The organism is Paenibacillus sp. N3.4, from assembly GCF_008017805.1.
In the GTDB taxonomy this organism is placed as follows: domain Bacteria; phylum Bacillota; class Bacilli; order Paenibacillales; family NBRC-103111; genus Paenibacillus_E.
The window spans coordinates 1-12460 of sequence record NZ_VRTT01000124.1 but is presented as its reverse complement, the minus strand read 5'-3'; the positions used below and the strand labels follow the sequence as shown (position 1 = coordinate 12460).

The following is a 12460-nucleotide window of genomic DNA, read 5'->3' as shown; positions in this document are numbered from 1 at the left end:
TATCCATGGATGATGCCACCGCTCTGCTACACCAAAGCTCATACAGCCAAGACAAAGCCGGGATACATCCAAGCCAGTATTTCCAAGTTTCACATATTCCATTTGTCGATACGCTCCTTTGTTCCCTTTTTTTAATGGGGTATAACCTTATTATGCAACAGATGAAAAGGCGACCGTTATCCCATTCATACCAAATGATTGCCTAATTCTCTTGCTACTCTTATGTATCTTACGAATATGGAATATAATCGAATTATAGGGAATGACGGAACAAGGAGGATCTTATGTCTGAAATTATAACTAAACAGCAGAATGAACTTGCCAAACTAATTGAGCGGTATGCAGTCCAGGACGGTGTTCACGCAACTGCCATTCCGACTTTATTTTTCATACGTCGATCTAAATTGACCGGACCAAGTTACGGAGTTTACAAACCTTCCTTATGCATTGTGGTTCAAGGGGCGAAGGAGGTATGGCTGGCACAGGAGCGCTTCAAGTACGATCCAGCGGATTACCTTATTGCATCAGTTGACTTGCCGGTTACTGCTCAAGTCACTGAAGCTTCTTCCGATATTCCGTATTTGGGTTTTAGACTTGAATTTACGGCGAGTGAAATCTTAGATGTTCTAAGTGATTCTGAAATTCGAATCACCCCGAGAGGAAATGCTGAACGAGCTATGTTTGTCGGTCAGATGGAGCTACCTATAATGGATTCTATATTCAGATTAGCTCGTTTGCTAGACATTCCGTTCCTTGCTCCTATCTACACAAAGGAAATTCTATTCAGGCTTCTGCAAGGGCAGTATGGAGTTACGCTGGCACAAATCGCAATGGAAGGAAGCGGCATCTATGGAATCAGGGACGCAATCGAACAAATTAGCAATAACTATGATAAGCCTTTGCGCATTGAAGAGCTTGCAGAAATAGCCAGTATGAGTATTTCTTCGTTTCACAGACACTTCAAAGAGGTAACTGCTATGAGCCCTATTCAGTTTCAAAAACAGCTGCGATTGCAAGAAGCACGTCGCCTTTTATTAACCGAATCAGCAGATGCCGCTGATGTGGCATTTCGAGTAGGCTATGAAAGCCCCTCGCAATTCAGCCGCGAATATTCTCGCATGTTTGGCTTTCCACCAAGACAAGATATAAAGCGCCTAAGAGTATAAAATATTAAGCCTCTGAGGCTAGTCACGCATTACCAGACCCAGTGGTCAGGATCAATCAGACTGGTCAGAAATTATTGGGACCCCTTGGTCAAAATGTCTGAATAAAAGGGAGTTGCTTCCGTAACAATGAGGATGCTAGATAAGCATGCGGTTACACCAGCATCAGGTAGCGCCGAGGGAGCGCTTGAAGCAGAAGCGGCCCAGTTGGCACGCTTGATCTATACCCATGCTCCACATGACGGTAGCTTTAGCCAGCGCATCCCAGGTTTGCACATCGGTCGCTTTTCACGAATAGACACGGAGTACGTGAAAACCTTATACTTGCCCTCTTTGTTAATCGCTGCACAAGGGGCAAAGGCCGTTACGATGGGGCAGGAGGTCTATCAGTTCGGCAGGTCGAATATGCTCGTGCTCCCCGTTGCCCTACCTGTTGCTCTCCAGATCACACATGCGAGTCCTTCCGAGCCGTTCCTCGGTGTTAGGCTGGACCTCGATCCGCAAAGGATCGCCGAGTTGGTCCTGAAAGTATATCCCCAAGGCCTGCCTCCAGTTCGTCAGCGGAGCGCAGGTTACGTCACGAGTGCCGACTTGAGCATTGTGGGCGCGGTGAGGAGGCTGGTGGAGTGTTTGCCCAATCCCGGCGACGTTGAATTACTAGCCCCACTCGTGGTGGATGAGATTTTGATACGAGTCCTGCGCAGCCCCATAGGCGTTCACGTCGCCGAAATTGGTTTTGCGGATTCAGGCGTGCAGTGAGTTGCGAAGGCGATTGCTTGGCTCCGCGCCAATTTCTCCCAGCAGATGAAGGTTGCAGACTTGGCCGAGTTGGTACACATGAGTGTGTCCTCGTTTCATGAGCATTTTAAGGCAGTCACTTCGATGAGCCCACTGCAATACCAAAAAGCACTGCGCCTTCATGAAGCGAGGCGTCTGATGGTCTCTAGTTCAATGGATGCGACTACTGCATGTCAGCTAGTGAGGTATGTGAGCACCTCCCAATTTAGCCGAGATTACAGCCGCTTTTTCGGAAGCCCGCCAAACAGAGACATCGTCAAATGGCATCAACAAACACAAATATTGGACTGATCCAACCGTATGGGCTGTCACCAAGGCCTGTCACCTTCCCGGCTTGGGTCTTTACTGAGCGAGATACAACGATCCCGACTTTTCCCACGTACCCCGCGGCCATAAGGCTTGGCGGGTTTTCATTTTTCCCTGCGGAAACCAGCCATATCGGATGTCAGTACCTTCAGAATCTTCCATGCGCGTTGATTAGGGATCAAGGTGCGTTCCAGAGGATCAGGCAATCATCTTGGTGAAACGAAGACTATAATCAGTTTAGAGTTTAGACTTGAGGCCAGCGGTGCTGATCGTTTACGCGAATCCCAGGTGGTTCAAGTAGCTCTACTACTCAACAGCTTAAGGAGGACTTCATTATGCGTGTTTTTGTTACTGGTGCGACAGGCTTCATCGGCTCCGCCATTGTTCGCGAACTGATCGGCGCGGGGCATGAGGTGCTCGGCCTCGCTCGCTCGGATGCGGCCGCCGCGTCACTCGCCACAGCCGGAGCTGCAGCGCATCGCGGCTCTCTGGATGGTCTCGACAGCCTGAAGCGCGGAGTGGATGCATCGGATGGCGTCATCCACACTGGCTTCATTCACGACTTCTCTAACTTTGCAGCCGCCTGCGAACTGGACAGGCTCGCGATCGAGGCGCTCGGCATTACGCTCGCGAACTCTGGCCGCCCTTTAGTTGTCACCTCAGTGTCCGCGCTCCTCACGCCGGGACGCTTCGGGACAGAAGAAGATGCGGCCAATCCCATCTCGGCCGCGGCGCACCGCGTCGCTTCGGAAGAGGCAGCTCTTTCGATGGCATCGCATGGCGTTCGCGTGTCGGTGGTGCGGCTTCCGCCATCGGTACATGGCGACATTGATCACGGCTTCGTTCCGGCCATGATCAATGTCGCCCGCAGCACGGGTGTCTCGGCCTATGTGGGCGATGGCGCTAACCGTTGGTCTGCTGTGCACCGAATTGATGCTGCACGTCTTTACCGGCTGGCGCTTGAGGCGGCACTTGCAGGTGCCAAGCTGCACGCGATTGGCGACGAGAGTGTGCCGATTCGGGATATCGCCAGCGTAATCGGCCGTCGCCTTAATGTGCCGATCATCAGCAAGTCTCCTGAGGAGGCAGCCGGCCACTTCGGTTGGCTAGCGCACTTTCTTTCGATGGACTATCCGATGTCAAGCGCCCTGACGCAGGAGCGGTTCGGGTGGCGTCCCGTGCAGCCAACGCTCATTCCAGACATCGACAGGGAGCAGTACTTCACAACCTGACGATTTCGGATAATCGGAGCCACTAGGGATAGGACCCATAAATTTCTGAACGTTCTGTCGGTTGGATGATTCAATCTCCCATGATGAGAGGGATATTCGGCTGACAAATGATCAAATGGAACGGCTGAGGCTTTTCTCAGAGCGAATGACTGATATTTCATTCTGCTAACGAGTACTGATAATTCAATAAAACAGCGACAGTCTAGGACTTTATTTCTGGTCCATGACTGTCGCTGTTTTTATTGTTTTTTAGCAATGAGTTTGGATGTTTTACTTCTATTCTGTGCTTTCAGTTGCGGCAGTTCGTGCTTCTGCTAATTGTGCATGGGCTTGGTCCAGTTCTTCTTGTGCTAACTGAATAGCCTGCCGGCGATTCGTGCTTACTGATTGTGCTTGATTTAACTCGCTTAATGAATCAGCAACCGCATTATGAGCTTGGGTTTCGGCATTTTGTTGCTTAGCTTGGTGGTCAGACATTGATATCCCTCTTATCATTTGAATTTTTATACGTAGTTAATATGCCAAATTTATGATTAGATCATTCAATGATAATTCTTAAAACGAGCATCTTCCGGTAATACGTTACAATTGTTCTCGATATGAGCTTAAAAGTGTAATCCTGAGTATATTGAGGTAGAATTAATATTGGATACTTACCAATAGAAGTGAATTAAGATTTAGGGGAAAAACCAGAAAGGAAGAATCCATGCAAATACGTATATTACAAGAATCAGATGCTCAAGCGTACCAAGAAATAAGACTGAGTTCGTTACAAATAAACCCAGAATCATTTGGATCAACGTATGACAGTGAAGTAAGATATTCACAAGAGACGATCGTGGAGCGAATAAAACCAACGAAGGACAAATTTGTTCTCGGGGCTTTTGACGGAAATGATTCGTTAGTTGGGATTGTAACTTTTATGCGTGAAAAAAGCTTTAAAACTGCTCACAAGGGAAATGTCTACGGCATGTATGTAGTACAAGAAATGCGAGGGCAGGGTTTAGCGAAATCGCTTATGCTTGAACTAATCAGAATAACAGGAGAGTGCGATGGTTTGGAACAAATAAACTTAACGGTCGTATCTGAAAATGACTACGCCAAAAAACTTTATATGTCTTTGGGATTCGAGACTTATGGTAGGGAACGAAATGCCTTGAAATTCAATGGGCAATATGTAGATGAGGATCTAATGGTTCTAAACATTTCAAATGCTCAAGACAACACTTCGGATGGATAGTTTACTGACATGGGCTTCTGTCGTTGGCACTGGCATATTGGAATTATGGGCAGCTATTCCACTTGGATTTACCCTCAAGCTGCATCCTCTACTGACGGGTATTCTAAGTGCGGTGGGCTCAATGCTCAGCGCAGTCATTGTGATTTTTTTCGGCACATCCATTAGGAATTGGCTTGTACGACGTACTCAAAATAAGAGCGGCGGCGGAAGAAGCAGCCGTATGATCCGAATTTGGGACAAATATGGTATCCCTGGCATCGGTTTCTTATCGCCACTGATTACCGGTGCTCCACTCGGCGCAGCCATAGGCATTTCTTTCGGAGCAGAACCTCGTAAGCTGTTTGTATGGATGACCATCGGGATTGTTTTCTGGAGTGCTTTTCTGACTACAGCAGTTGCTTTAGGACTGAATGTATTCACTTAGGCGGATTATCCACAAAAATATCTTTACTCTACTTCAAATTACTTGGTATTCTGTATCCAATAATTCAAAATGCGATGATGAGAAAAGTAAATAAATCGTTTTTCCACAGAGAGCTCCGGCAGGTGAAAAGGAGTGAAGGATTATTTATTGAAGAAAGCCTCTGAGCAGTACATCGGAACCTACGAGGGGATGGTGTAACAGGAGCTCCTGTTATAGAGCTAGAGTATAAGCATCTTTGTAAAAAGATGTCGTACTCGAAGAGGTGGATATGGCGACATATTTGCGAATCCGGGTGGTACCGCGAGCATACAATTCTCGTCCCTGAGACTATAAATTAGTCTTGGGGGTGAGGTTTTTTTATTTGCATGATCGTGTTACGAGAAATTTAATCATACCATTCAAGGAGTGAGCAATATGTCAAGGTTAAAAGCGGCAGTCGTAGGAGCAACGGGCATGGCCGGTCAGCAGTTTGTGCAGGCATTATCCAATCATCCGAACTTTGAAGTTGTTATTATGGTGACATCAAGAACTATGAAAACTTATCAAGAAGCATTGCTGGAATCTAACGGATCATCGAGGTGGACACAGCATACACCGATTCCCGAGGATATGTTGAACGTTCCAGTACTAGCCTCAAAGGAATTCCGTCCAGATTCTGTTGATGTTATTTTCACAGCGATTGAATCCGATCTCGCTAAAGAATTGGAGCCTTGGTTTGCCCAAACGACTCCAACATTCTCAACGGCATCTGCATTTCGTTATTTTGAAGATACGCCACTACTTATTACTGGAGTCAATGATGATCATGCGGAATTAATCCGCAAACAGCAGCGAGAACATGGCTGGAAAGGTTTTGTTCTTCCTGTTCCCAATTGTACGGTTACTGGACTTGCGATAACGCTAAAACCATAAGAACATTTTGGAATACAAAATGTTCTTATGGTTTCCATGCAATCACTTAGCGGTGCCGGTAGAAGTCCCGGTGTTCGTTCTTTGGATATTCTAGATAACATTATCCCGTATATCCCCAACGAAGAGGATAAGGTTCGAAAAGAACTTTTAAAAATTCTCGGTGAATATTCGAATGAGGGCATTACTCCTGCTGAAATTAATATCAATTGTATATGTACAAGAGCAAATGTGTTAGATGGACACACAGAATCGGTGTTTGTCGGTCTGAAGAAACAAGCGAGTTTAGCTGAAATCAAAGAAGTAATCCATAGCTATAATCCGTTCAAAGACGCTAATTTACATTCAGCTCCCGATCACATGATTCATATTTTTGAAGACCCATATCGCCCTCAACCTCGCCTTGACCGTGAGCTGGGAGGAGGGATGACTACAAGTATGGGTAGACTGGAAGTGGAGCCGGTACTTGGCGGTGTGAAATATGTTTTGGTCTCTCACAATACGAAGATGGGTGCTGGCAAAGGTGCCGTCTTGCTCGCTGAATCGATGCTGGCGAGGGGTTTACTGCAGGTGTAGCGCTTTAACTTCATAGTAAAACGAGAAGTTGAGTAGAGATAGCGGTAGTTGAGGACTATATTTGGATGATTAAAAGTAGTATCAGACGCTGGTTTCTTCACCGTTGAAATATTCTACACGTTAGATATTCTAAAAAAATAACGTCGGTTGTGAAGCACACGCCGCTTTGACACATTCTGAACCTGCTTGGCGGGTTTGATATCAAAGCGGCGTTTTAGTTTTCACAAACCATGATAAGAAAGGATGTTTGGTTCCCGATTATAAGAAACTTCAACCATTTGTACCCTGAATGGGAAGTGTGTGATTTTAACAACGGTTATCGTTACCTGGACTTGGCTTAAGTCTGACGGCAATGTAAAGGGAGGGATCGAGATTCAAGGATATGGATCTCATAGGAAAATTCATGGTTACGGATGTGCCCTATCATTAATCGTTTTCGGTGGCAAACAGTGTTATCGTTCGTACGGCTTACGAACTCAATAAACCTTATTTGATCAAAATAACGTGTTTTGAGATTCTAACGAACTTCAGAATCACTATTACGGGCAAATGGATGCATTCCCTCTATTTTTTTCCTCATTAACGCTGCTGCGATTCGTTAGACTAGCAAAAAAACAATTTAGACGATCATAAGGACAATACGGTTCGTTAGTAAGGTTGAGGTAGCACTGGGGATACAAGGGGTTAGTTCTTTTCCAGGTTGAGATGACCAATTAATGATTTTGCTCACTGATGGAGCCGATTCGACGAGAACAATCTCATCAGTAGATTCAGATGCCGCTCCTGCTTTCGAAACTTATAGGCATCCTACGATTGTTGCTAGGGCAGCCGCGATCATTGCTGAGATGGGAAATACCTATGTTGGGTCTGAATCCTCTAATGTTCTCAAGTGAAAGTTCGCGCAACCACTTGTTAAGTTATGAGTAATTTCATACGAATGGGGAATATTACCACCCAAATAAGCGGAGGAGTGTTTGTATGAAACTGCAGGTTAAGTCGTTACTGATATGGATTGTTATCTCAATAAGTACTATTTGTACACAGGCGGTGCAGGCATTTGATGGCGCTGAAGTGTTTGACATTAACAAAGGGGAAGTCATACAGACGATAGTAAACTCTCAATCTTTACAGGACCAAGTAAAGCTATGGCTATCCTCTGCCAGTCTGATTGCAGGTTCTTTTAATATTCAGCCGAACGATGGTATAGCAATCAAGATTCCACTAATCCCGCCTTATAAAACAGATAATGAGCTAATAAATGGTACAGTTACCGAAGTTGTCATGTTGATTAGTCGGTCAAGCACATATTATCCAACATTACTTATATTCACAAAAGAAAATCATACGCTTGCAGTCCATGTTGCAACTCAGGGTTTAAAGAACTTTCTCAAGAAGAATCAACTATTCACTCCCGAACTGAATATAAGCGATCCAGATGAAAGTGGGGGCGACAATCAATGAGAAACAAATTGGTTATTGTGTGTATGCTAGTGATTGTCTTATCAGTTAAAAGTCTGACTTTTTCTTTTGCAGCAGAAATAAAGAAGCCTGTAGAAGACTCTAAAGAATTGCAATTTCAAGATATGCTAGTGCTTTTATTATTGCCCTACATAAATGGCAGCCTCGCTGAGGTATATGCCAAGTATTTAAATACGGCGCCAGATGTATATCCTTATTTTGTTGATGTTAAACATGTAGAGCGAGTTAATGGATTTCGGGGGTTCGATTTTCTGATCACCCTTGGTGTTACTCCTACTGTAGGCCCACATATTCCTGTAGGTGAGGATCTTTTTACGTATGAAATATCCCCGGTCGTAAAAGTAAAACTCGTAAATTATGAACATATTAAGGGCCCGAAAAAAACGGACTTTCCGCCGAATTATCAAGATTTTTTGAAAAAATAACACATAAAGTCAAAATTGCGAAAACTTGATGATAGATGGGAAAACTAAAAATATGTCCGATGGTTCTTGAACATCGTCATGGTAACGCTTTCTAAAAGTCCCATAGTCTTGCCATGTATCACTTGATTCGTTCACTCGATCCAACGCGTTTAGTTATTTCAAATGACGGTTGGGAATTGACAGAAACAGATGTTTGCGCCGTTCATAACTATAACCACGGACAGCCCGAAGAAAGAGAGAAGTACGAGGCTTTTAAACGTTCACTTGCAACCAAAGAATAAGTGCTGCAGTCAATGCCTGCGAATCGCCCTATTTACGCGAACCGATTCACGCATCATGGCGAACCAATCCTGATTACGGAGTTCGGTGGAATTGCGTTTAAGATCGGATCGCAGCAGGGTAGGGGGTATACATCCGTAAGCAATGAAATCGATTATGTGAATGAGTACCGCAGAGTCATTGAAGCGATTTATGCTTCGAAAATCATTCATGGGTTCTGTTATACGCAACTTGGTATGAGACGATAATCACAAATTGTTAGCTAATCAATTAAAAGAGGTTCTGAAACCTCCTCTAAAAAGTGAATGATGTAGCATTAATGGTTGAACTAGACAGAGAATGATAGTATAGGAGCTTGCCCTATGGCAAATCCTTTTTGTATATTGAAGTAAGAGTTGTTTGGATCCGTTCCTGTTATCAATTAAGTACCACTTTATGCTAGATTTATTAAATGAAATTGGAAGAGGTGATTCTCATTAATCCCCTATTATTAGATTTCCCTAATCAATTGACTTCAGATAGGCTGCTTATAAGAATGCCTTTACCGGGAGATGGCAAGATCGTATTTGAAGCTGTAGCAGCCTCTATGAATGAGTTGAAATGCTGGTTACCCTCTGCTCAAAAAGAACATTCCGTAGAAGATTTGGAAGTCAATATGAGAGAGGCACACGTAAAATTTTTAAGGAGAGAAGATTTAAGATTTCTGATTTTTCATAAAGAAACAAACCAGTTTATTGGTTCTAACGGGGCTGCACAAACCGGATTGGATAATACCTAAGTTTGAGATAGCGTATTGGATCGATACACGATTTAGCGGTAATGAATACATGACAGAAGCTGTACAAGGTATTTCCGAATTTGCTTTTACTGAATTAAAGGCACGAAGACTCGAAATACGTTGTGATACACTTAATTACAAGAGTAAAGCAGTAGCTGAACGATTAGGATTTTCCCTCGAAGGGACTTTAAGAAATGAAAATTTTACTGCGGACGGAAGTAGATTACGGGATACTTTTATATACGCAAAGATAAAGTAAGAGAATGGAGACGAATGCGCAGTCGCAATCCGTTCGAAGCAGAGCCCGATTCTTTTACTTTAAAGCTGGCGACTGCGATCAATCTGGAAAACAATCAGTTTTCGCCGTCATTGAACAAAAACGCACCTTTTGAATGACTGCATAAGCCCTGTAGCAATGAACAGATTCTTGTTCAAAAAAGCAGTTGAAACCTAACCGTTGTTAGGTTTTTTCTTTTTAATGTGCAACTGCCATTTTATTTAACGTGATGAGCAAGAAAGCAGGGTACCGGGTAACCGACCTGATCCCGGGACATCCAGATATTGTCCTCTCCGTCATGCATGTTGTATTCATGACGTCGTCGGCGATCTGCTTGGTATCCGCTCTTTTGACAGGCTGGCGGCTGATAACAATCAAAAAAGCAAAGAGGGCTGAGCAATCAAATATTGAACTCAGGGCAAGATTATTGTACAAATTTTGACTTTTGGCAAACTTATGAGTTATGGATCGCCTTCGCCGTCGACGAATGGCTGAGAGGTCTGCTCATGCTGCTTCGATGGGGAACCCAAACTTGGGAAAGCAAGGCGATGGTTAAGCCGCAGCATGTGTTGACAACTTGAACAAGCAGAAAGACGTACGACATTGTTTACCAGAATCTCTATTCCGATTGTTGAGCGACGTGATTGAGCACTTTTAAGACCTGCTTTAGTTAAAGAGATGTCTCAATGGATACAATGAATCAATGCAGTTTGGGAGAATCGACGCTTTTCATACTAGGCCCCATAACAGTCTCCTGCATTTTATCCAATCCTTCTGCTATTCGTCTTTTCGTCGATCTAGAAAGACCGTTAGGAGTACAGCAGCATCTCTAACGGTTCTTTTGTCTTTTGTTATTGGATTATCAGCGTGCGGAACAGATGTAGAGTCCGGTGTGTGCAAAAGCGGAATTCAGCTAAACAAGCGCATCACCTTGGCACCCATGACCCATTACTCCTCGGGTGAGAAAATAACGCTTGTTCTGCAGGATACGCTCATCATTTGGCCGATAAAGTCTGGCGGCTTCATTATGCTTATAAGCGAACTCATATTTCCCAAGGCGATCGTAGCATACGCACAACTGCAAGTGGGGTAACCAAGTGGAGCACATTGGGTTTGCCAATCCCCAGCTATCTTTAGGATGTTCTAATTGTGTAGCTACTGTGTACCAAAATATGGATGTTTGAATGTCATTTTGTTGTAAAAAGTGATAACCTAAACGACAACAAAATTCAGCGCGAGGGGGACCGAATTGTAACGATCTTAATGAAGAGCGAAGTTCGTTTTGATGATCTCCGAGATGATGAAAGGCATCCGCTAGTTTTCCACAAGCTAAGATATTATCTTCCACCCAACCTTTACCTGTCGCTAGAAACTTTTCATAATAGTGAATTGCCTCTTCAAACCCCCGATGATCAAATAATTCATTAGCATAATAATACAAATCCCGCGGCGAAAATTCCTCACCCAGGGCTAATCGTTTTTCATAAATACGGAGATTTCGTTCATTTTCATGATGAAGTCTACTGTGCGTGACAGCTATATCACTATTTAAGATGGATCCCCACACTGCCAGATACTCATGCACAGCGCCAACCCATTGAAACTGATTGCTTCTTTTCACTAGTCGATTGCGTCTTAAACTGGATGTAACTTCGCCAAATTCATCGAATGCTAGATGATAATTCATTGTGACAGAATCAATGTTTGGGTCAAGCGTCTCTTTTAAAGCAGCGAGTTTAGCGCGATCCTTTTCCTTCAAAATGTCATCAGCATCCAACCAAAAAATGTAGTCCTTACTTGCTTGATTAAAAGCAAAATTCCGGGCTTTGCAAAATCATCAATCCAAACAAAATCATAAATTCTCTCCGTGTATTTGCGCGCAATTGTTTTCGTTTGATCGGTCGATCCTGTATCTACAATAATAATCTCATCAACAAGATCACAAACGGAGCTCAGGCACCTTTCGATGATATCCTCTTCGTTCTTAACAATCATACATAGGCTAATAGAAATCATAACACTCACCTCACAAAATAGCTTTATTCGCTTCTCTTTAGATCTTATTTATCCTCAAGATTGGGAAAGATAATAAGCATACTCTAAGGGTCTACTATAAATTTTTCGTTTATAACACGTAAGATCTTTGTATATATTTTTTTGGGGTTGTCCGTTAAGTTCGATAATCCATAGCTTTCTCTGTTCGTCTAATACAAAGTCGACACTCAATTCTCCCAATAAACCCAAGTAAGTCTCTGCTTCTTGTGCGGCCGTTACACTTACCTCATACAGAGAACGGCGGATTTCATTCACTTTATCCGGCGAAAATAATCGCGGAAGAATTTCTTCAGCATCATAAATGGTTTCACATATACTCGTGTTATAGTAATGTTCATAGGCTGCTCTACACGTTATGGCGGAAACAGTCCATTCTCCAAGAATATCTTTTTGAACCAGGACCCGGATGTCAAAATACTGATGAACAAGTTGACTTATATGAATTCCTTGCTGAACCAAGTATTTTTTCTGTCCGAATAGTTCATCTAGTTTTCTCTGAATGCCTTCACTTTGTCTGCA

Annotated in this window: 15 protein-coding genes, 5 pseudogenes and 1 other annotated feature; of the genes and pseudogenes, 16 read left to right on the top strand and 4 right to left on the bottom strand. The window is 43.7% G+C overall.

Translation table 11 applies throughout. The features are described 5' to 3' along the window. Positions 1-102, bottom strand: a pseudogene (locus tag FU659_RS39125) (aldo/keto reductase); the annotation flags it as partial. Positions 103-284: 182 nt separating this feature from the next. Between FU659_RS39125 and FU659_RS39130 the strand changes: the two are divergent. The 4 genes from FU659_RS39130 (at position 285) to FU659_RS39145 (ending at position 3499) form a co-directional block, all read left to right on the top strand. Further along, a complete protein-coding gene (locus FU659_RS39130; protein WP_147951407.1) occupies positions 285-1166 on the top strand; it encodes an AraC family transcriptional regulator in 882 nt (293 codons plus the stop codon). A 132-nt stretch (positions 1167-1298) separates the two neighbouring features. Beyond that, positions 1299-1922: an AraC family transcriptional regulator gene (locus tag FU659_RS39135; RefSeq protein ID WP_261808206.1), complete on the top strand. Its 624-nt coding sequence runs from the start codon at positions 1299-1301 to the stop codon at positions 1920-1922. A gap of 12 nt (positions 1923-1934) precedes the next feature. After that, positions 1935-2252, top strand: a complete 318-nt coding sequence (locus FU659_RS39140) for a helix-turn-helix domain-containing protein (protein ID WP_261808208.1) — start codon at positions 1935-1937, stop codon at positions 2250-2252. A gap of 350 nt (positions 2253-2602) precedes the next feature. Next, on the top strand, positions 2603-3499 hold the full coding sequence (locus FU659_RS39145) for an SDR family oxidoreductase (protein WP_147951408.1): 897 nt from the start codon (positions 2603-2605) through the stop codon (positions 3497-3499). 276 nt (positions 3500-3775) lie between these two features. On the opposite strand, the gene FU659_RS39150 is transcribed toward FU659_RS39145, so the two are convergent. Further along, entirely contained in the window at positions 3776-3976 is a 201-nt protein-coding gene (locus FU659_RS39150; protein WP_147951409.1) for a hypothetical protein, read from the bottom strand. 229 nt (positions 3977-4205) lie between these two features. Here FU659_RS39150 and FU659_RS39155 point away from each other — a divergent pair, with 229 nt between their 5' ends. The 12 genes and pseudogenes from FU659_RS39155 (at position 4206) to FU659_RS39210 (ending at position 10467) form a co-directional block, all read left to right on the top strand. Further along, positions 4206-4739, top strand: a complete 534-nt coding sequence (locus FU659_RS39155) for a GNAT family N-acetyltransferase (protein ID WP_147951410.1) — start codon at positions 4206-4208, stop codon at positions 4737-4739. Next, complete coding sequence (locus tag FU659_RS39160; RefSeq protein ID WP_147951411.1) at positions 4732-5163, top strand: small multi-drug export protein; 432 nt, start codon at positions 4732-4734, stop codon at positions 5161-5163. The genes FU659_RS39155 and FU659_RS39160 overlap by 8 nt, the downstream gene beginning before the upstream one ends. Positions 5164-5228: 65 nt before the next feature. After that, positions 5229-5489 (top strand) — a binding site (T-box leader). 88 nt (positions 5490-5577) lie between these two features. Continuing rightward, positions 5578-6075 (top strand): aspartate-semialdehyde dehydrogenase, encoded by a 498-nt coding sequence (locus tag FU659_RS39165; RefSeq protein WP_222708706.1) that lies wholly within the window; start codon positions 5578-5580, stop codon positions 6073-6075. A gap of 12 nt (positions 6076-6087) precedes the next feature. Next, positions 6088-6648, top strand: a complete 561-nt coding sequence (locus FU659_RS39170) for an Asd/ArgC dimerization domain-containing protein (protein ID WP_261808209.1) — start codon at positions 6088-6090, stop codon at positions 6646-6648. Positions 6649-6887: 239 nt separating this feature from the next. Next, positions 6888-7047 (top strand): annotated as a pseudogene (locus FU659_RS39175) (transcriptional regulator); the annotation flags it as partial. A gap of 579 nt (positions 7048-7626) precedes the next feature. Further along, the gene (locus FU659_RS39180; RefSeq protein ID WP_147951412.1) at positions 7627-8109 is read left to right on the top strand and encodes a hypothetical protein; all 483 of its coding nucleotides are present in this window, start codon (positions 7627-7629) and stop codon (positions 8107-8109) included. Continuing rightward, complete coding sequence (locus tag FU659_RS39185) at positions 8106-8552, top strand: DUF3888 domain-containing protein (protein ID WP_147951413.1); 447 nt, start codon at positions 8106-8108, stop codon at positions 8550-8552. Before FU659_RS39180 ends, FU659_RS39185 begins: the two co-directional genes overlap by 4 nt. Before the next feature lie 281 nt (positions 8553-8833). Then, entirely contained in the window at positions 8834-9079 is a 246-nt protein-coding gene (locus tag FU659_RS39190) for a hypothetical protein (RefSeq protein ID WP_187274556.1), read from the top strand. A 227-nt stretch (positions 9080-9306) separates the two neighbouring features. Further along, a pseudogene (locus FU659_RS39195) lies at positions 9307-9868 on the top strand (GNAT family N-acetyltransferase). A 14-nt stretch (positions 9869-9882) separates the two neighbouring features. Then, entirely contained in the window at positions 9883-10005 is a 123-nt protein-coding gene (locus FU659_RS39200) for a hypothetical protein (protein WP_261808207.1), read from the top strand. Between the two features lie 86 nt (positions 10006-10091). Then, positions 10092-10328, top strand: a pseudogene (locus tag FU659_RS39205) (hypothetical protein); the annotation flags it as partial. Continuing rightward, positions 10294-10467, top strand: a complete 174-nt coding sequence (locus FU659_RS39210) for a hypothetical protein (RefSeq protein ID WP_187274558.1) — start codon at positions 10294-10296, stop codon at positions 10465-10467. The pseudogene FU659_RS39205 and the gene FU659_RS39210, both read left to right, overlap by 35 nt. A 332-nt stretch (positions 10468-10799) precedes the next feature. On the opposite strand, the pseudogene FU659_RS39215 reads toward FU659_RS39210, so the two are convergent. Beyond that, a pseudogene (locus tag FU659_RS39215) lies at positions 10800-11902 on the bottom strand (glycosyltransferase family 2 protein). A 54-nt stretch (positions 11903-11956) separates the two neighbouring features. After that, positions 11957-12460, bottom strand: a 504-nt coding sequence (locus tag FU659_RS39220) for a YheC/YheD family protein (protein WP_187274557.1), incomplete at its 5' end; no start/stop codon positions are given.